Below are 19,702 nucleotides of genomic sequence, written 5' to 3'. Positions count from 1 at the left end.
TGGTAAAAGGAGGCTGACACGATGGCAAAACCATTGGTACTGGAACAGGTAACGAAGCAGTTTGGAGAAAAAACGGCCGTAAACGACGTATCCCTTCAAGTGGAGGAGGGGGAAATATACGGGCTGCTTGGCGGCAATGGGGCCGGTAAAACAACGACAATGCGGATGGTGCTCGGGCTAATCTATCCCGACGATGGGCGAATTCTCTACCATGGGCAAGAGTACAGTAGCGAATTGCAGCACAAGATGGGCTACTTGCCGGAAGAACGCGGTTTATATCCGAAAATAAAGGTCAGCGATCAAATCATATATTTAGCGCGGCTGAAGGGGATGTCGGCTAAGGAGGCGGATAAAAGCCTACGTTACTGGCTGGAGCGCTTCGAGGTGCCGGATTATTACAACAAGAAGATCGAAGAGCTCTCCAAAGGAAATCAGCAAAAAATGGGCTTTATCGCAGCTGTCGTCCATAAGCCTAAAATCCTCATCCTGGATGAAGCCTTTAGCGGACTCGATCCGGTCAATGTCGAACTGCTCAAAGCCACGGTGAAGGAGCTGCGGGATGAAGGAACGAGCATTCTGTTCTCAACCCACCGTATGGAGCACGTAGAGGAGCTGTGCAGCAACATTACGATTTTGCAGCGTTCCAATACGGTACTGCAAGGGAAGATTCAAGACATCAAGAAGCGCTATCCGCGTGAGGAAGTTCTGCTTCATACGACCGGAACGGTCACCGGCCTGGAAGATATTTCGGGCGTAGAGCGGGTCGAACGCCGTGAAAGAGGGTATTCCCTGCGGATTTCCGATGTAGCGGCCGCGCAGGAGATTTTGCGCCGGGCGATGGAAGAGAGCACGGTTGAGCATTTCGAAATCAAGGAACCGACATTGAATCAAATCTTTATTAAAGAGGTAGGTGAATCGCATGAATAAGCTGCTGCCGGTCATTAATTTTACGTTTAGCAACAAGCTTAAAACGAAGTCCTTCGTTGTCACCACGATTATTTTCGCCGTATTGTTATCTGTCGGTATTCATCTGCCGTACATCATCCAATTATTCACTGGTAACGAGTCCACTGAATCGCGGATCGGCCTTGTTTATGGCAGCCAACCTGAGATTGCGGAATCGCTGGAAGCGATGATCGCCAAGCAGCCGGATGGAAAAATCAAGTTCGTGAAATACGAGCAAGCGAATGAACAGGCGCTTACTCATGATTTCGAGAACGGAACGATCAAGGGTTATCTGGAGTTCGGAGAGTCTGTTGGACTGCAATTTCCGAAGGTCACTTACACCTCGAAGAAGGAAGGCATGGATTTGACCCTTCAGTCGGTACTCCAGCCTGCTCTGGAGAACGTGAAAATGCAGTACGTCACTCGTGGAAGCTCCCTAACCGATGAGCAAATCGCAGCGATAAGCGCGCCAGTCGTCATCGAAGAACAGAAGACCGAGCGGACCGCCGGGACGGGCAGCGCTGCCGATACAAAGGAAGATCCTAAGCCGGCGGTGGTCAATTACGTTATTGTATACGGGCTTATCGTGTTGTTCTTCATGACCAATACGATGACGGGCAACATGATTGCTGCAGAGGTTACTTCGGAGAAAAGCTCGCGGATTATGGAGATTCTGGTGACGAGTGTCTCGCCGCTGACGCAAATGTTCGGCAAAATTCTAGGCATGTTCCTGATCGGATTGCTGCAGATTGCCATCTTTATTGCTGTCGTTGCCGCCAATCTTGCCTTACCGTACAATCAGGCTTCCTTGGCCGAACTGAATTTGGATTTATCGCAAATTAATTTGCAAATTGTTATCGTGGGGCTCCTGTTCTATATCTTGGGCTACTTCCTGTATGCCACTTTGTATGCCGCGGTAGGCTCCATTGTCAGCCGCACGGAGGATCTCGGCCAGGCGGTCATGCCGATCACGATGCTGTCCTTGGCGGCGTTCTATATCGCAATGTTCAGCTTGTCTTCGCCGAACTCCATGCTGCTCAAGGTATGCTCTTACATCCCGTTTGTATCTCCGGTAACAGCTCTGCTTCGGTTTGGCGTTGGGGACGCAACGCTCCTGGAGGTCGGGTTGTCTCTGATTATTCTTCTTATCGCCATTGTATTCTTCAGCTGGCTGGCCGCTAAAATTTACCGCACAGGCGTCTTGCTGTACGGCAAGCGTCCGACGCTGAAGGAACTGCGCAAAGCGATGAAGGCTTATAAGATCTAAACATATATTATGAGTAACCTTTATAGTTGAGACTGTCCGGAGTCAAACCAATATTGAGGAGTGGAAATAATGAATAAAAAACAAAAACAAAATGTAGGAATACTCTTTACAATCTCTATTTTCTCGCTAACATTGAGTCAAATTATTCATTCTAACGGGAGTAATTTGATGGATTTCGCACAAGGGACTCTAACTGGTGTGGGCATTGTAGGTGCGGTGCTAACCATCGTAATCTTTGGTAGATATAACAAGCGCAGCCAATGAGAATAGGTCCTGTGGCACGTTTCAATTCAGTTGATTAACGGGCTCAATTCTTAGCAATTTCCTTCCAGGATTTTGTTCCGCGTGCGGGTACAGTGTACTTGCGAAAATCTGTTGAAATTTTCTCATTATTTATGAAACCACACAGCTGTTATTTTAAGCAATATATTTTAAGGAGAATTGAACATGAAAAATTGGAGAAAATCGCTCTTATCCCTCTTTATTTCTGTAGGCTTGCTTGCTGCGGCGGCCCCGGCTATGGCTGCTCCACAGCCAGCTTCGCTCAAGATCAACAACGAAAACGTTGAATTCGCAACAAATGCGCCTATTGTTGATCAAGGAACTACGATGGTGCCGCTGAGATCAACGCTTCAAGCAATGAATGTTCAATTAAGCGATGTACAGGATAGTACGATTCATGTCGTGATGGACGGCAAGGAGATTGTGCTGAACAGCAAGACAGAGCTGATTAACGGCGAGACGTACGCGCCGATTAGAATCGTCGGCGAAGCGGCAGGCTATAAGGTGCATTGGGATCAGCAATCCCGCACAGTGTTTCTTTTCTCCGAAGCTACGGGAGAAGGTGCCCGCGGCTTCATGTGGGAAGTCAAACATGGCGGCAATACGGTCTATCTAGTAGGATCGATGCATATTGCGGACGACAGCTTTTATCCGCTGCGTTCGGAATTCGAGGATGCTTTTGCCGAAGCGGATTATTTGGGGGTAGAAATTGACCTTAGCAAGGCTGCTGATGAAGCCAATCAGAAGCTGATCCTGGATGTGGGGATGTATCAGGACGGTACGACTTTGAAGGATCATGTGTCCAAGGAGACATATGCAAAGCTTCAGGATATTTTGCAGCAGAACGGCCTGGAGCCAAATGCCTTTGATGTCTTCAAGCCATGGGTCGTCGAGAGTACCATCAGCACGCTTAAATCGATGCAATCAGGTTATGAAGCCTCTGCCGGAATCGACCTGTATTTCATCCAGAAAGCCATAGAACGCAAGCTGCCGGTGTTGGAACTGGAAACCTACGAGTCCCAGCTGAGCATGCTCGACGGGTTCTCCAGCGAATTACAGGAGAAAAACCTAAATACCGCCTTGGACAACTTCGATGTTTCGGCTGAACTTGTGGACGATATGGCCGATATGTGGAAATCAGGGGATGATCAGAAACTGCTTGAGTTCACCGAGAGCATGATCGAGGATCCGGAGTATTACAAAGCGATGCTGACCGACCGGAATATCGTTATGGCCGATAAAATCGATGGATACCTGAAAAGCGACAAGAAAGCGGAATATTTCATTGTGGTTGGCGCCGCGCATTTCGCCGGCAAAGACGGCATCGTTCAGTTGTTGCAAGATAAAGGCTATTCCGTCGTTCGCAAATGAGGGTTCGGATAATCTTGCCAAGGCTACTAAGGTAAGTTATAGTGAGAGTAACTGAATATCGAGTGCGGGTGCTGGATGAAGTCCGGCTGAGATTGGAACCTGATGTTCCGGACCGTTAATCTGATCCAGGTAATGCTGGCGTAGAGAACATATCGAATTTAAAGCCATTCGTGTATTCTCGGATGGCTTTTTTGCGTGGTATGGGCCGGTAAATACAAAACGGAGGTAGAGTTAGCAGATGAGAGATTTTCGTTTGTACGCTATTACCGATGAAAGAAGCCATCCGGGCAAAGAGCTTGCCGAAGTGATGGAGGAGGCTATTCTTGGCGGCGCTGATATCGTGCAGCTTCGGGATAAGCACAGCGATCGGGCGGCCGTGCTGGAGAAGGCGAAGCGGCTTCGCGAATTGACACGAAGGTATGATGTCCCTTTTATCGTCAACGATTATATCGATATTGCGCTTGAGGTGGATGCGGACGGCATTCATCTGGGACAGGGCGACACGCCGCTTTCTACGGCCAGGAAGCTGGCTGGCGGCAAGATCATCGGTATTTCCACGCATGCGATCGAGGAAGCGCTGCTGGCCGAGCAGCAGGGAGCGGACTATATCGGCGTTGGTCCCGTATACCCGACGGCCACGAAGGCGGATGCAGCGCCGGTGACGCTTGCTTATGTTCGCGAGGTAGCGGCGAAAATTCGCATTCCGTGGGTGGCGATCGGCGGCATCAAGCTGTACAATGCGGATGAAGTGATCGCTGCCGGGGCAACGCGAATCTGCGCGGTGACCGAAATTGTAGGCAATCCGGACGTAAGAGGGACATGCGAGGCTTTTATTCGCAAATTAGAGCAAGGGGGAACGGCTCATGGGAAATACGCACAGCGTTAAGCTGAAGGTGAATGGTGTTATGCAGAGCTTGCAGGCGGGAACCGTTCAGGATGTAATCGCCCATTTCGGCTTGACGGGCAAGCCGGTTATCGTAGAAGCGGACGGTGTGATTTTGACCCCCGAGCAGTGGGCGGATACAACGGTGTCTTCAGGGATGGTCATCGAGCTGGTTCATTTTGTGGGAGGGGGTTAAACGGATGCGGGATGATGCATTGCGTATCGGCGGCCGCTCGCTGTCGTCGCGGTTTTTTATTGGCACAGGGCTGTTTCCCAACCCGTTCGTGCAGAAGGAAGCGATCAAAGCTTCCGGAGCGGAAGTGCTTACGTTTGCTATTCGGCGCATTAATCTCGACGCGGTAGAGGATGATTCCATATTGCAGCATATCGAGGATGACGCTTTTCAATATTTGCCGAACACATCAGGCGCAAGCACGGCCGAGGAAGCGGTCCGGATTGCGCGGCTTGCTAGAGCCTCCGGCCTCAGCGACTGGATCAAGGTTGAGATCAGCGCGGACGCGAAGACACTGCTGCCCGACCCGATTGAGACGCTTAGGGCGACGGAAATGCTGGTCAAAGAAGGATTTACGGTGCTTCCTTATATTTCGGACGATCCGGTCATCTGCCGCCGGCTGGAAGAAGCCGGGGCTGCTGCAATTATGCCGGGAGCAGCGCCGATCGGCACGGGGCTCGGCATATTGAATCCTTACAATTTAGGCCTGATTGTAGAGGAAGCGGGCGTGCCCGTTATCGTGGATGCGGGGCTTGGAACGGCGAGTGACGTAACGAAAGCGATGGAGCTGGGTGTGGACGGGGTGCTTATGAATACTCCGGTAGCTAAGGCGAAGGACCCGGTCATGATGGCGGCCGCCATGAAGCACGCGATAGAGGCAGGAAGGCTAGCTTATTTATCCGGACGAATTGCCCGGAAGAAGTATGCTTCCGCGAGCAGTGGTCTGGAACAATTCATTTTGAAATAGCCCTATGAAAAATGGCGCCTGGGAGCGATAGCATGATGCAGAATATAGTAATTATGGGCGGCGGCGTTATCGGATTGTCCTGCGCCTTTGAATTGCGGAAGCGGGGGCATAACGTAACTCTGCTGGAGATCGGCAAATGCGGCGGGCAAGCCTCGGGAGCTGCTGCCGGTATGCTGGCGCCTTACTCCGAAAACCTGGAGGAGCCGGACGAATTTTTCCGATTGTGCCTGGACAGCCTGCGGTTGTATCCGGCATGGCAGGCGGAGATCAGGCAGATGTCGGGGCAAGCCTTTGAATATGCCAACTCTGGCAGCCTTTATGCGGTATACCATGAGGCGGATATTTTGGCCTTGGAGGGCAGGCTGCTCTGGCAGAGGGATTTCGGTTCCTCCGGCCGGATTGTCGAGGGGGAGGAGCTCCGGCGAATCGAGCCGGGGATCTCCGGCGAAGTCAAGGCGGCGCTATATACGCCGGAGGAGAGCCACATTTATTCGCCGTATTATGTGCAGGCGTTAGAGCAGGTTTGCCGAGACATGGGCGTGCGTATTTTCGAGCATTTGGAGAGTGTGGACATTGACGATTGGCAGGCAGAACTGGCGAAAATGCCGGAGCGGGCACAAATGCACTTGCCATTACGGGCGCAAGCGCAAGCACCACTGACAACAGGGCCAGGGCAACTGCTTGGTCTGCTGCAAGAGCAGCCGCAGACTCTGCGCCGCGAGATCGTAGTGAAGTCCAAGGATGGCCGGAAATTCCCGGCAGATCGCTTAGTTGTATGCTCCGGCGCTTGGGCTCAGGAGCTTTCCGGGACGATTGAGCTTCCCCTTCCGATCTATCCGATTCGCGGGCAAATATGCGCTTACGATAACGCTCGGCATACGGTGAGGGGTATGGTGTTCAACAATCAAGGTTACGTAGTCGCCAAAGGTAACGGCACCGTTGTATGCGGCGCATCCGAGGATATCGCCGGATTCGATACTACGGTTACGGAGAAGGGCATAGAGCGGCTGCGCAAATGGAATAAACGGTTGTTTCCTTCTCTGGGAGGAGAAGTCCCCTTTCATAAATGGGCGGGCCTGCGCCCTTCGACGCAGGATGGCCGTCCTTTGTTAGGGGGGCTTGAAGCTGCGGAGCAGATTGTTTTTGCGGCTGGCCACTATCGCAACGGGATTTTGCTCAGCCCGATTACGGCCAAAATCGTCGCGGATGTCATCGACGGCCTGGAATTACCCAGCTATTATCCAGCGTTCGCACCGGAAAGATTCAATCATATGATGATGCGGTAAACGCAGCAATTAGAAAATCGGAAGCAATCGCAAGTGAACAGAACAACCTCTTCTTGTGGGCGGCATCGTCTTTCGCAAGAAGAGGTTTTTTGTCTTGGCTATTATTACCGCCTCAAGCTTTCGACAATCTTTGTTGACAAAGTAAAGGTTATGTTCTAAGATTTATACCCATAGGGGTATATGTATTATATATCACGATGAATCAAAATTAGGCTCGTTTGGAAAGTTATTAAATCATGATGAAAGGGAGAATCGAATTGTCTGAGCCACAAGAAGTACAGACGCTGCAAGTCGATAAAACTCTGGACTGTAAAGGACTTTCGTGTCCGATGCCCATAGTAAAAACCAAGAAGGCCATGGATGAGTTGAATCCTGGCCAAGTGATCGAAGTTCAGGCCACGGACCGCGGTTCGCTGGCGGATATTCAAGGCTGGGCCAAAAATACCGGCCACCAATATTTAGGCACGATTGAAGAGAATAGCGTTCTCAGGCATTATCTTCGCAAGTCGCGGCCCGATGAGGTCAAAGCGGAGCAGAAGTACCCCTATGTCGCTTCTAATGAGGACTTGCAAGTCAAAATCGCAGCGAAGGATGCGATTACGATTTTGGATGTGCGCGAGCCAGCGGAATATGCCTTCGGCCACATTCCCGGTGCGAGGTCTATTCCACTGGGTGAGCTGGAGCAGCGTGCGGACGAACTGAATCCGGACGAGGAAATCTACGTAGTGTGCCGGACCGGCAGCCGCAGCGACCTGGCTTGCCAACTGCTTGCCAATAAAGGCTTCAAGCAGGTGAAGAATGTAACACAGGGGATGACAGATTGGAAAGGGCCTATGGAACAGGCAGTTGAGAAGTAACCCGCACCATTTTTAAAATTAAATCAACTAATTCATGGAGGTATTATGATGACAACAAAAGTAGCAATCATTGCAAGTAACGGCGGATTATTCGACGCGTACAAAGTATTCAATATCGCCACGGCATCGGCAGCCACGGAGGCTGAGGTAGCTATCTTTTTCACATTTGAAGGGCTGAATCTGATCCACAAGCAGGGTCACCAGCAATTGCCGCTTCCAGCCGGGAAAGAACATTTTGCGGAAGGCTTCAAGAATGCCAACGTTCCATCTATTCCGGAATTAGTAAGCATGGCTCAGGAACTTGGCGTGAAATTGATCGCCTGCCAGATGACGATGGATGTCATGAACCTGGCTAAAGAAGATTTCGTCGACGGCATTGAAGTCGGAGGGGCTGTAACGTTTTTAGATTTTGCGAAGGATGCTAATGTGTCCTTGTCCTTTTAATTAACGATCCATTTATCGAAAGGGGATAACTCGAATGTCAGCAACAACTTCACTATTGCAAAAAATGACGGCCGGCGAGTTGACCCGGCGGGTTCTGAACAAGGAGCCATTATTCATTCTCGATGTCCGCAACGATAGCGACGCAGCCGATTGGCAAATCGAAGGGGAGAGCATTGAGCTGATTAACATTCCTTATTTTGATTTGCTGGAAGGCGTGGACGCTGCTCTGGAACAGCTGCCGGAGGACAAGGACGTACTCGTCGTTTGTGCCAAGGAAGGCTCCTCCAAGTTTGTGGCCGAGCAGCTCTTGGAAGCGGGTAGAAGCCGCGTGTATTATTTGGAAGGCGGGATGAAGGCATGGAGTGAGCATTTGGAGCCCGTGCTGATCGGCAAGCTGCAGGATGGCGGATCGCTGTACCAATTTGTGCGAATCGGCAAAGGCTGTCTGTCCTACATGGTCGTTTCCGAGGGGGAAGCCGCGGTGATTGATGCGGCAAGAATGACTGACGTATACTCGGCCTTTGCCGCAGAGCAAGGTGCTGCGATCAAGTACGCGCTGGACACGCACCTGCATGCAGACCATATCTCTGGAGGCCGTAAACTGGCGGAGCAGACGGGAGGAACGTACTGGCTTCCTCCAAAGGATGCGGAAGAAGTAACATTTGATTATGAGCAGCTGGAGGAAGGAAAAGTCGTCAACGTGGGAAATATTAAAATCGAAATTCAGCCGGTGTATTCTCCGGGACACACAATCGGCAGTACTTCCTTCATCATAGATAACCGGTATTTGCTGACCGGCGATATTCTGTTCGTCGAGTCTATTGGACGCCCGGATCTGGCTGGCAAAGCAGAGGATTGGGTGGGTGATCTGTATACTACCTTGCATGAACGCTATAAATCGTTACCGGATGAATTGATCGTACTTCCTGCCCATTTTGGCAAGATAACGGAGCTGGGAGAAGACGGGGCTGTCTCCGCGCGGCTCGGGGATCTCTATGAGCGCAATCCTGGCTTGCAAATTACTGCCGAAGCCGATTTCAGAAGGATGGTTACCGAAAATTTACCGCAGCACCCTAACTCCTATCAGGAAATCCGCCAGACAAATATGGGAAAAATACATCCGGATGAAGAGCAGCAGCGTGAAATGGAGAGCGGTCCGAACCGCTGTGCCGTGCATGATAAATAATCCGCGAACCTGCGGAGAACCGCGATGACCCAGTAACTACGCAATACATTCATTTCATTGATCATTAGGAGGTATGAACCAGTGGAAAGCAACAAAAAAGTTGATACAACAGGATTGATGTGTCCTATGCCGATCGTAAAGGCAAAGAAAGCGTTAGATGAGCTGAATCCCGGCGAAATTATGGAAGTCATTTCTACGGACAAGGGCTCCCTGAATGATTTTCAGGCTTGGGTTAAGCAAACGAACCATGAGCTGCTTAAGCATTCAGAGAAGGACGGCGTCTACACTTTTCTGGTGAAAAAAAATGAATAAAATCAGCGAACACGGCTTCGTCCGCTGATTGCTTATTTCGAATCGTAGACGATGCGCACGCCGAGGGTGGCATAAGTTTCTTCTTTATAGTGGCCTTGTGGACAGTACTTTAGCACGTGCAGGCTATCCTGCCGGGATTGCATAGTCCGCTGGCATTGAGGACAGCGATTGGCGAAGAGGGCGCGAAGCGCTTTTAGCATATGACTTCACCTTTTTCATATAAGTTTACTTGGTTTTGAGTATAACTTATTATTTTCAATTCGTACAGCCATAAATGTTGGGAGACCGCCTTCGGTAAAGCAATCGGAAAGGAGGGAGCTATGGACTTTCTGTTATTCATCGTCATGCTGCTGCTTGGTTTAATTGGTTCCTTCTTTTCAGGCCTGCTGGGAATAGGCGGAGCGATCGTGTCGTTTCCGTTATTACTTTTCGTTCCCTCAGCGCTTGGCGTTGCGAATTTTACGGGGCAGGAAGTCTCTTCGATCAGCATGTTCCAGGTGTTCTTTGCCTCACTTGCCGGCGTACTGACGTATCTTAAAAACAGTAAAAATCAAGCGGCTGTCATTCATAAAGGCCTTATTATATATATGGGCGCCGGGATTTTATTCGGGAGCCTCGCCGGAGGGCTTGTCTCCGGATACCTGGACGGAAGGATCATCAACATCATTTACGGGGTTCTGGCCATCATTGCGGTTATCCTGATGCTGATCCCAAGCAAAGGCAAAGAAGGGGAAGCGGCTGGCCAGCCTATCGTATTTAATCGGGCGTTCGCTGTTATTATATCGTTTCTGGTCGGCATCGTCTCGGGAATCGTTGGCGCTGGCGGCGCATTTATTCTAATCCCTGTCATGCTGACGGTCATGAAGATTCCGACCCGTATTACAATTGCTTCTTCCTTGGCCATCGTGTTCATATCAGCGATCGGCGGTGTAGCCGGCAAATTGACCACAGCGGCTATCCCCTGGGAGGCTACGCTGTTCACCGTCATCGGCAGCCTGCTTGGCGCGCCGCTTGGTTCTTGGCTCAGCGCGAAAATGAACGTCAAATATTTACGGTACGGGCTTATTGTTTTAATTGCACTGACAGCTGTTAAGGTGTGGATGTCGATATTGTAATGTCAACATTGTATCCCAATGCCGTAGGCATGGCTTTTATTCGCATTATTTCATTTGCTGAGTGGTTTATGGGGGTATTTCCTTTGCTGGGTTGCGGTTGCCATTGCACCAGCTGTTATTTTCGAATAATATACCCTTAGGTGTATAGGTTAAGTGAATGAAATGGAGTGAATCCTATGGAATACAATTATAACGAAGATTTAAAAAGACGCCTGAGAAGAATAGAAGGACAAGTTCGGGGAGTTCTGCGTTTGATGGATGAAGGAAAATCCTGTAAGGAAGTAGTAAGCCAGCTATCTGCTGTCCGCAATGCTTCGGACCGGGCTATCGCTCAAATCGTAGCCGAAAATTTGCAGCAGTGCATTTTAGAGGAGCAAGCGGCAGGCGGGAACACGGATAAAGTCGTGCAGGAGGCGATCGAGCTGCTGGTCAAAAGCCGGTAGTATTTCAGAGTTTTTTAAAATAGACAGAGGAGAGATTACGATGGCAGGACGAGTAAGCAAGGAAATTTCGCCGCAAGAGCTATCCGCACGTTTGAAGAAGGGCGAGGCGGTCAAGATGCTGGACGTCCGTGAACCGGAAGAATGGGCGGCAGGCCATATAGAGGGAGCAAAGCATATTCCGCTTGGACAAATCCTGGAGAGACTGCGTGAACTGGATGCGGACGAAGAGCTTATCGTGATTTGCCGCAGCGGCAACCGCAGCGGATTAGCTTGCGAGCTGCTGGAGGAGAAGGGCTTCAATGTCGTCAACATGACCGGCGGGCTGCTGGCTTGGGAAGACGAGTTGGTCTAAGCCATATGTTTTTAGGCGAGTGAAGGATAGTGGGTTAGGTTAGCTGACACCGCTTTAAACCTTGGATATGAAGTTAGTTATTAGAGTTATAGAGTTTGGGAGGAAGAAATGCTCATGTGGTTCATTGTTTTAATCATAGCCGGTCTGGCATACGTGCTGCTTCGCAATTTGCTGCCTGTAAAAGGGCTGGCCTATGTCGACGCGAGCATTCTGCATAACGATTCAGAGCTGCCGGAAGAGACGAGGATGCTCGATGTCCGGGACGAGGTGTTCTACCGGGAATGCCACGTGCAAGGGGCGATTAACATTTCGATCGGTCGTCTTCCTTTCGTTTGGAGCAACGAACTGTCCCCGAATGAGCCGATTCTGATTCTCTCAGACAGCAACATCAAGAGCAAGCGGGCAGCGCGCCTATTAAAAAGTCGGGGCTTCCGGCAAATATACGCTGTCCGTGGGCACTTCTGTGCGTAATAAGCAGCGAAAGCGTGGTTAACTATCATGGAGACAGGCACAATAATCAATATTTTGTTCATTCTATTCGTTGTTTGGTTCGCATACACCCGTTTCCGGCCTGCCCCCGGCTTGAAGACACTTCGCGAGGAGCAATTCAGAAATGAAATGCTGAGCTCTGAAGGCCGGGTAGTTATCGACGTCCGGGAAACGGGCGAATATATGAGAGGGCATATACCTGGCGCTAAGAACATTCCGCTCTCTCAGCTGCAAAGGCGGCTTGGCGAAATTCCGCACGATAAGGATCTCTTGCTCTACTGCCAGAGCGGGATGCGCAGCAAGAACGCGGCTCGAATCCTTAGCAAAAACGGCTTCAGCACGCTGTCCCACCTCGCCGGGGGAATTAGCGCCTGGAGAGGCAAGATCACGAAGTAGATGCCGGCGTGGCAGTGATGAGGGCTAGGGATTTCCCGGATCAGGGACTTCCCTAGCCTTGTTTTTGCTGGTGATAATGGATCCAGAGAGCCAGCAACACCAGCACGCTATGGCTGCACCAGCAAGCTATGGCTGCACCAGCAAGCTATGGCTGTATTAGCATGCTATGGCTGCATCAGCATGCTATGGCTTACCGGCTCCTCACCATTGGAGCTGTCGCAATCCCTCTCTAAATGGCAATGCTAGCGGCTGCGGATGGCTAATGCAGCTAGTGCTAATCATTGAGCTAATCATTGAGATGGCTAACGAAAGCGGCTAGGTTGGGTCAACCAACTGTCCGTGATGGCTAACGGACCGTAGTTCCGCTATTCGGCGAAAAAGCAGAAAAAACTAAGGTCAACGGACACAGGTTCCGCTATATCGCTAAAATGGAATGGAAATGAGGAGGTTTGTGGCAAATAGGTGCCTCTCTGTCCGTTAGGCTATGTCAAACGGGTATATCCTCACGAATAGCGGATCTCATGTCCGTTAGCATTCGCCAAGCTCATCTGTAACCTAGAGGCCGTTCCCATTATAGCTACATCTGCAACAGTTACTCCAGCTACTCAAACCACGTTCACGATGCTCAGTTACTCCAGCTACTCAAACCACGTTTACGATGCTCAGCAACTTCAACTTCAGCTACACAAACCACGTTCACGATGCTCAGTTACTCAAGTACGAAGGGGCGGGGGAACGTTACTAAATTTACTCACGTCCAGCCTGCCCAATATCTTTTCACCAGTCTTTGTTCACGGTTCTTACTCCGTCTTCAGTGCTTACGAACAACTCTCTGAAACTAGTGCCCCAATGCAAAAATCGATGGTAGTGTACAGCTATTGACCGGCGTGACCAGAGCTTGTTAGGGTGGCTCACCCGCCCGTCTGAGCCTCTTACTTGATGAAGACGCTGCCGAAGGGAATGGCCTCGCGCAAGAAGCGTTTCACGATGCCATCTTCGTTTTGCAAATCGTGTTCCAGCTCGCGATTGCCAGATCCGGCTTGGATAAGGACATGGCCGCGTCCAGTCATCTTCCACTGGTAGCGCATATGCTGGCTGGCGAGATGATTACCGTAGACGGATAGCTCCAGCTTGGCGTTCTCGGGGTAAGCGATGACGCTGCCTGCCTCCACATAGATCGGCTCCTCGGGATCAAGCGGCAGTTCCAACACCTGGCCTTGCGTCAGGATTCCGATAAGGCCCTCCCCCGAGAACTTCATCTTGATCGCATCGCGGGTAATCATCATGTTTTTCATACTGAGAACCCGGGTTTCCATCTGCACACCTTCGGTATAAAAGAACAAATGCTTGAAATCGTACAGCAGATCGCTCCCCGTTGTAAGCGTAATCGGCTTCATCGTAATAGAAGGGGGGAGGGAAGCTACAAATTGGCAAGGGCCATGGATATCCGCACGGATTAGCTTGCGTTTCCGGTACATTCCTTTCATGTTCATCAGCTTATCGCTCCGCAGGCTGCTCTCTCCCCGAAAGGCGATAATTTGCCCCGGATGCAGCACATGAGCAATCTCCCCGTCTTGCAAATGAAAGGTAACCGCCTGCCCGCCCAGCAGAGCGGATTCGTTATTATACTCAATGTTCAACCTTTTACCCCCTTCCTCCCCTCTCAAGAACTACCTCCGCAGCACAACGCGGATCACACGAAGGAGAATGAAATATCCTGCAAGCAGAGCGGCGCCCGTAATCAACATAATCCGCGTTTTGCGGGCTTTGGCATCGCGGACTTCCTGGGCTTCGGTCAAAGCGGATACCGTTGCGGCCAACTCCTTGTTGCTGGCCATGAGCTCTTCGTTCTGCTGACGATAGGCTTCCAATGTCCCCTGCGCTTCCTCCAGCCTGTCCAAGGTGACCTGATAGTTTTCCTTAATTTCATTAATATCATTAGGAAGCTCGGACAGCACCTTAACACCTTTGAAAAAATCGTCGAAATATCCCGCCTCGGCGCGGGATGCATTTGTTAATCCGGCGAAAAATACAGTCGCCAATACGACTGAGACGATGCGCACTAAACCTTGCTTCATTCTCTATTCACCTCCGGTGTCATCCGTTCAAAATAGGAGTTCCTCATTATGAGATATTACGTAGTATTTGCTCGAAAAGTTTCCATATGCAATGTCGAAGCAGTTGCACTTCGAGTACTATTATAGCAAAAAGACCGCTTTTTACCGGGGCATACAGCCCATCCGGGGAAAAGAGCGGTCAAACAAGGCCATTGAGCGCCAGCAAAGCACAATCCAAGTACAACAAGGTACGAACCAGGTACGAACCAGGTACGAACCAAGTACGAACCAAGTACGAACCAAGTACGAACTAAGCACGAACCAAGTGCAATACAAGTACGATCCAAGCATCACACGAGTTGCATTAAAGCGCCACAATCCTGCAAAGTTCCACAAATTCGCCAAGCGAATACTAGGCCTGGGCAGCTTTGCGCATATACATAATGGCAACGGTACGAGGGCCGCAATGGCAGGAAATCGCGCAGCCGCCTTCGATAATGGCTACTTCTTTCGCATCCGTCTGCTCCAGCAGCGTTGTCCGGATATAATCCGCAGCTTTCTCGGCAAGCGTCTGGGCCACGATGATTAAATCACGATCAATCTTCTGAAAATTGTCGAGGAGATTCTGCAGCATCCGCTGAACAGCCTTCTCCGTTTTGCCTCTATATTTATCGGCGGAAATGACGAAGCCGTCCTTGATTCGCAGCACGGGGCGAATTTTGAGCAGGCTGCCGATCATGTGCTGAACGCTGGAGACACGGCCGCCCCTATGCAAATAATCCAGGCTGTCCACAAGCACTTCCATCTCGACGCGCTCGCGCCATTCCTCAACAAGCTCGACGATCCGCTGCGGGCTAGCACCGTCCTTTGCCGCCAAAGCGGCTTTGAGTACGAGGAGCGCAACGCCGCCGGATACGTGCATCGAGTCGACGACCCGCACACACCCAGCTGGAAACTCCTCCGCTGCAATGAGCGCGTTCTGGTAGGTGGAAGAGAGCTTCGAGGACATGCTGATAAATACGATGTCCTGTCCTTGCTCAATGCAGGGCGCGAAGGCAGCGACGAAATCAGCTGGCGAAGGCGCCGCCGTCCCGGGCAGTTCTCCACCTTCATCCACCCTGCGGTAAATGTCGGTTGTGGTGATTTCAAGCTTGTCCTTATAAGCTGTTTCACCGAACACGACATATAGCGGAACGATACCGATATCATGCTGTTCGATCCAAGAGCCCGGTACGTCAGAAATACTGTCCGCGAATATTTTAACTTGTGTCAACGCATTTCCCCCAGTAATAGGTTTTGGTCATAATGAAATAATAGCAGAGACCTACTTGAATTATAGTAGAGTTGATCTGCTATAGCAAAGGATCGTGTCACATTTTATCGTATAAGAAGCCACTATTGATTAATCCACGCAAAACGCTGACGATACTTGCGGGGGGACAGGCCCTCAATTTTGGTAAAGCTGGCGGTAAAATAGGCGGGGTGGTTGAACCCGACCTCCTCGGCGATCCGCTCCACCGTATAATTGCTCTGCAGAAGCAGCAGCTTGGACTGCTCGATCCGGTAACGCTGCAGGTAGGCCGCAGGCGAGCAGCCGAAGACCTTCTGCATGCAGCGGGCGATATAGACGGGATGAAAGTTGATGCTCTCGCCGAGCCGCTTGGCCGAGAACTGTTCCTTGTAATGCTCCCTTAGATACGAGGCGGCCCGCTCCGCGCAAATCGATTGCGGGGACGGTCCGTTCATGCCGAGGGAGGCGGACAAGAGGGAGATCACTTCCTGAAACAGCGTTTGCTGGCGCAGCTTGGCACCGGAGATATGCAGGCTCCGGTTCAAATCGGTCAACTCCGTAATGGTATCGCTCAGCTTCTGCGGCTGCACGACCTTCGTAAATTGGGGGACCGGCACACTGAACGTCCATGTGGAAAAAGCCGATGCCGGCATATACCCCGGACGATCATCGCCCGTGCAGAAATGCTCGCCGCATCTCTCCGTCTCGACGGTCCAACTGGAGCTTGTATGAAAATGAAGCCAATGATAAAGCGTATCCTCCTTGCAGTCGGCTACCGCATAGTGGTAGCTGTCTGGCCGCAAAATGAGCGCATGCCCTTCGCTGACCTCATAGCTGCGTCCTTCCTCGCCCATGTAGAGGCAGCCTTTGTCGACGAGCAGAAGATCGAACACATCGATATTTTGACGGCTGGGATGCTTTTGCCCTGCACTCAGCAGGGACAAGCCGCTAGCGATATAGTGGGGAAGGGGAGGAACTGTAAATTGAATGACAGACATGCGAACAACCTCCTAGTACAATTGCATTCAGGTTTGAATATTTAAAGATTCAGTTGGTTGAGTGATACATCCATTCCAATATAACATCTATAATGTGTCTCATGCTAAAAGTTAGTTAAAAAGTATGATTGTCAGGCATCTGCATCCTGGATTGCTTTTGAAGGAACGGAGGAGCGCTGCGGCTGGAAGGCTGCACCAGCTTAAAGCGAATTCCCGCCTAAAAGCGAAATGGGACTTTTATAGCGGCTTTTACAAGTTATATTACGGATGGTTGATATCTTCTCCGCCATACTGGAGGTTGTAATAATGAAAAAAATACGGAGTAGAGAGAAAGATAAATTCGGCCTTTGGGTCCTGACCTGGCCAATCTTCATTGAAATGTTCCTGCAATTCCTGCTGGGCGCCGTCGATACGCTGATGGTGAGCCGCATCTCGGATGATGCCGTAGCGGTTGTCGGCTTCTCCAATCAGCTCTTCAATGCGTTGACGACGTTGTTTGCTACCGTCGCGAGCGGAGCTGGAATCGTCATTGCTCAGAAACTTGGCTCGAGGCGCGAGGAGGACGCCAGAACTGTCGCCGTCATTTCGGTAAAAGTGACGGCATTGATCGGCCTCGGCCTAAGCCTGATGCTCGTGGCTCTTCCCGGCCCTATTGCGAGAATGCTGCAGCTGCCTGAGGAGCTGATGCCGCTGGCCATGCCGTACATCTCAATTGTCGGTGGAGGAATGATCCTGACCGCGCTTATGTCTGCGCTCAGCACTGCGATTCGCAACACCGGCAATACGAAGGGACCGATGTACATTGCCGTAGCGATGAACATCATCCATATTGTAATGAACTATGGCTTTATTTTCGGAGAGCTTGGATTTCCGCAGCTCGGCCTGACCGGGGTGGCGATTTCCACAGTGACGAGCCGTTTGCTCGCGACAATTATGCTGCTTCTTATGTTCCTGGTCGCCTTTGAACGCAGAATCGGCGTTCGCGACATCTCCCTGTTCGACCGCAAGCTGTTCAAGGAAGTGCTCGTCATCGGCTGGCCGCTCGGGGTCAACTCGGGCAGCTGGGTGTTCTCGCAGCTCGTTATTTACTCTTTCATAGCGACGCTTGGCTCCATGGAGCTGGCGGCGAGGACGTACATGAGTACTTTGGAAACCTTCTGCTTCCTGCTCGGCTTCTCCCTCGCTCTCGCCGTACAGATACAAATTGCCCATCTATACGGTGCAGGCCGGACGAAGGAGGCTTACAAGGCGGTATACCGCTCGTTGTCAGCAGGGCTGCCGCTGGTCATTATCAACACCTGGCTCCTTGTTCTGTTCGGCAAACATATATTAGGTTTGTTTACGCAGGACGAAGGGATATTGCTAATCTGCGGATCACTGCTCTGGATGAATCTGGCGCTGCAGCCTGCTAAAGTCCTGAATATGACGCTGGGGAACGCGTTGAATGCTGTAGGGGATACGAGATATACGATGTTCGTATCGCTGACGGTCATGTGGATCGTGGCTACCGGCTGCTCCTATGTCCTGGGGATTTCCGTAGGTTGGGGGATTGTTGCCATATACGGCTGTATGATCGCGGATGAATATATCCGCAGCATCTTCTGCTACGTCCGCTGGCGAAACCGGAAGTTTTTGCGGATGAAAGAGGCGGAACTGCAAGGAAGTCAGACTACCGGAGGAGCATTCCGGAAGGAATCCGCTTATGTAGAAGCCTAATTGAATTTTCGATTAAAGCGATTTAAGCCATAAACGTTTAGAAAAAGCCATAACCTAAAGAGCCTCCCCGTCCGCAAAGCGAATGGGGCAAGGCTCTTAGTAGGTTTGGAACATTATGTTGTCCGTTTTCTTAATATTGGATAATTTGTAAGTTTTAAGCAGATCTGAACAATTGTATATTCGCAAGAAAAACTACCGCTAATGGCGGTCTGCCTTCCTAGAAAATACATCGGTAGCCGCTTCTCCTATAACCTCCAGCTTACTGGCCTCCGTTTCCATTTTATAAACTGTGCTGCTATCCCCTTCGTTCACTGTAAATTCAGCCACTGCAGTAATGCTATATACTCCTGGTGTTTTAATTCTGTATGTAAATTGCTCTGTAATCTTTGCGCTTTCCGGAAAAGTCTGACGAATGCCCATATCCGGCAAGACGATAGTATTAATATTTTTACCTGTACTATCCTTAACTGTAAAATAAAAAATTCGCTGTCTGCTTTCGATGGTGAAATCTTGTTCGGTCTCATTTTGCAAGAAAGCCGAAATTGTAAACTCTTCGTTCATCTCAACTTGCTGGGGGATTGAGCTGCTGACTGAAAAGCGATTGTTATCTACGCTGCTCTCCATCGGCGAGTCTGATATTATATTTCCCTTCGGCTGAACATCCACTTCCGGAGAATGACAACCAAACAAACTAAAGAGAGTCACCATCACAGCAACCCACATTTTATTCAACATGAACACCTCCAATTGATTCAAGGTAAACACCTCCCAATTTATCAACGTGCAAACTTCTACTGATGTTGCAGTTGCTTAGGAACCTGCTGAATGAGAGTTTGATGCGAAACATGAAAAATATTATTGGCGTAAAAATAGTACCTTTGAAAAAGGCAAGGACAATATCGGGGTCGATCTCCGGTTATCTCCGGTACCTATGGCTTACAATTACGAATGGCTAAGGCTACGGGGAAAGTAAAACGGCCTTACCCCCATGACATTCAGGATTAAGGCCGTAAAGGATATGCGTATGATCTT

23 protein-coding genes and 1 riboswitch are annotated in these 19,702 nt (G+C 50.4%); of the genes, 18 read left to right on the top strand and 5 right to left on the bottom strand.

Annotation, left to right across the window (positions count from 1 at the left end; genetic code table 11):
* Positions 1–21: 21 nt before the first annotated feature.
* From G358_RS0100475 to G358_RS0100395, 17 genes are all read left to right on the top strand, one after another.
* Positions 22–927 carry an ABC transporter ATP-binding protein gene (locus G358_RS0100475; protein ID WP_019635228.1) on the top strand — a complete coding sequence of 302 codons (906 nt, stop codon included), beginning with the start codon at positions 22–24 and terminating at the stop codon, positions 925–927.
* Positions 920–2,212: an ABC transporter permease gene (locus G358_RS0100470; protein ID WP_019635227.1), complete on the top strand. Its 1,293-nt coding sequence runs from the start codon at positions 920–922 to the stop codon at positions 2,210–2,212. The genes G358_RS0100475 and G358_RS0100470 overlap by 8 nt, the downstream gene beginning before the upstream one ends.
* A gap of 69 nt (positions 2,213–2,281) precedes the next feature.
* A complete protein-coding gene (locus G358_RS0100465; RefSeq protein WP_019635226.1) occupies positions 2,282–2,476 on the top strand; it encodes a hypothetical protein in 195 nt (64 codons plus the stop codon).
* Between the two features lie 183 nt (positions 2,477–2,659).
* On the top strand, positions 2,660–3,865 hold the full coding sequence (locus tag G358_RS0100460) for a TraB/GumN family protein (RefSeq protein WP_019635225.1): 1,206 nt from the start codon (positions 2,660–2,662) through the stop codon (positions 3,863–3,865).
* A gap of 54 nt (positions 3,866–3,919) precedes the next feature.
* A riboswitch (TPP riboswitch) is annotated at positions 3,920–4,029 on the top strand.
* A gap of 74 nt (positions 4,030–4,103) precedes the next feature.
* Positions 4,104–4,751, top strand: a complete 648-nt coding sequence (thiE, locus tag G358_RS0100455) for a thiamine phosphate synthase (RefSeq protein WP_019635224.1) — start codon at positions 4,104–4,106, stop codon at positions 4,749–4,751.
* On the top strand, positions 4,729–4,944 hold the full coding sequence (gene thiS / locus G358_RS0100450) for a sulfur carrier protein ThiS (RefSeq protein ID WP_019635223.1): 216 nt from the start codon (positions 4,729–4,731) through the stop codon (positions 4,942–4,944). Before thiE ends, thiS begins: the two co-directional genes overlap by 23 nt.
* Positions 4,945–4,948: 4 nt before the next feature.
* On the top strand, positions 4,949–5,728 hold the full coding sequence (locus G358_RS0100445) for a thiazole synthase (protein ID WP_019635222.1): 780 nt from the start codon (positions 4,949–4,951) through the stop codon (positions 5,726–5,728).
* A 32-nt stretch (positions 5,729–5,760) separates the two neighbouring features.
* Entirely contained in the window at positions 5,761–7,014 is a 1,254-nt protein-coding gene (locus G358_RS0100440; protein ID WP_019635221.1) for an FAD-dependent oxidoreductase, read from the top strand.
* Positions 7,015–7,271: 257 nt separating this feature from the next.
* Entirely contained in the window at positions 7,272–7,871 is a 600-nt protein-coding gene (locus G358_RS0100435; RefSeq protein WP_276203549.1) for a sulfurtransferase TusA family protein, read from the top strand.
* 48 nt (positions 7,872–7,919) lie between these two features.
* Positions 7,920–8,315, top strand: coding sequence for a DsrE/DsrF/DrsH-like family protein (locus G358_RS0100430; RefSeq protein WP_019635219.1), 396 nt, complete (start codon positions 7,920–7,922; stop codon positions 8,313–8,315).
* A gap of 34 nt (positions 8,316–8,349) precedes the next feature.
* The gene (locus G358_RS0100425) at positions 8,350–9,501 is read left to right on the top strand and encodes an MBL fold metallo-hydrolase (protein WP_019635218.1); all 1,152 of its coding nucleotides are present in this window, start codon (positions 8,350–8,352) and stop codon (positions 9,499–9,501) included.
* A gap of 81 nt (positions 9,502–9,582) precedes the next feature.
* On the top strand, positions 9,583–9,813 hold the full coding sequence (locus tag G358_RS0100420; RefSeq protein WP_019635217.1) for a sulfurtransferase TusA family protein: 231 nt from the start codon (positions 9,583–9,585) through the stop codon (positions 9,811–9,813).
* Between the two features lie 320 nt (positions 9,814–10,133).
* On the top strand, positions 10,134–10,928 hold the full coding sequence (locus G358_RS0100415; protein ID WP_019635216.1) for a sulfite exporter TauE/SafE family protein: 795 nt from the start codon (positions 10,134–10,136) through the stop codon (positions 10,926–10,928).
* A 176-nt stretch (positions 10,929–11,104) separates the two neighbouring features.
* Positions 11,105–11,371 (top strand): metal-sensitive transcriptional regulator, encoded by a 267-nt coding sequence (locus tag G358_RS0100410; RefSeq protein WP_019635215.1) that lies wholly within the window; start codon positions 11,105–11,107, stop codon positions 11,369–11,371.
* A 40-nt stretch (positions 11,372–11,411) separates the two neighbouring features.
* Complete coding sequence (locus G358_RS0100405) at positions 11,412–11,723, top strand: rhodanese-like domain-containing protein (RefSeq protein WP_019635214.1); 312 nt, start codon at positions 11,412–11,414, stop codon at positions 11,721–11,723.
* Positions 11,724–11,837: 114 nt separating this feature from the next.
* Positions 11,838–12,194, top strand: a complete 357-nt coding sequence (locus G358_RS0100400; RefSeq protein WP_019635213.1) for a rhodanese-like domain-containing protein — start codon at positions 11,838–11,840, stop codon at positions 12,192–12,194.
* 27 nt (positions 12,195–12,221) lie between these two features.
* Positions 12,222–12,608 (top strand): rhodanese-like domain-containing protein, encoded by a 387-nt coding sequence (locus G358_RS0100395; protein WP_019635212.1) that lies wholly within the window; start codon positions 12,222–12,224, stop codon positions 12,606–12,608.
* Positions 12,609–13,540: 932 nt separating this feature from the next.
* Here G358_RS0100395 and G358_RS0100390 read toward each other — a convergent pair.
* From G358_RS0100390 to G358_RS0100375, 4 genes are all read right to left on the bottom strand, one after another.
* The gene (locus G358_RS0100390; RefSeq protein ID WP_019635211.1) at positions 13,541–14,248 is read right to left on the bottom strand and encodes an AIM24 family protein; all 708 of its coding nucleotides are present in this window, start codon (positions 14,246–14,248) and stop codon (positions 13,541–13,543) included.
* A gap of 30 nt (positions 14,249–14,278) precedes the next feature.
* On the bottom strand, positions 14,279–14,686 hold the full coding sequence (locus G358_RS0100385) for a hypothetical protein (protein ID WP_019635210.1): 408 nt from the start codon (positions 14,684–14,686) through the stop codon (positions 14,279–14,281).
* 391 nt (positions 14,687–15,077) lie between these two features.
* Positions 15,078–15,938, bottom strand: coding sequence for a DegV family protein (locus tag G358_RS0100380; RefSeq protein ID WP_019635209.1), 861 nt, complete (start codon positions 15,936–15,938; stop codon positions 15,078–15,080).
* Between the two features lie 122 nt (positions 15,939–16,060).
* Positions 16,061–16,954 (bottom strand): AraC family transcriptional regulator, encoded by an 894-nt coding sequence (locus G358_RS0100375; RefSeq protein ID WP_019635208.1) that lies wholly within the window; start codon positions 16,952–16,954, stop codon positions 16,061–16,063.
* A 306-nt stretch (positions 16,955–17,260) separates the two neighbouring features.
* Here G358_RS0100375 and G358_RS0100370 point away from each other — a divergent pair, with 306 nt between their 5' ends.
* Positions 17,261–18,670: an MATE family efflux transporter gene (locus tag G358_RS0100370; protein ID WP_019635207.1), complete on the top strand. Its 1,410-nt coding sequence runs from the start codon at positions 17,261–17,263 to the stop codon at positions 18,668–18,670.
* Positions 18,671–18,868: 198 nt separating this feature from the next.
* Here G358_RS0100370 and G358_RS0100365 read toward each other — a convergent pair whose 3' ends face one another.
* Positions 18,869–19,426 (bottom strand): hypothetical protein, encoded by a 558-nt coding sequence (locus G358_RS0100365; RefSeq protein ID WP_019635206.1) that lies wholly within the window; start codon positions 19,424–19,426, stop codon positions 18,869–18,871.
* Positions 19,427–19,702 lie beyond the last annotated feature (276 nt).

Origin of the sequence: Paenibacillus fonticola DSM 21315 (assembly GCF_000381905.1) — a bacterium.
GTDB classification, from domain to species: Bacteria; Bacillota; Bacilli; order Paenibacillales; family Paenibacillaceae; genus Fontibacillus; species Fontibacillus fonticola.
Note: the sequence above shows the minus strand (reverse complement) of the source record. Positions and strands in the feature narration are given on the sequence as shown.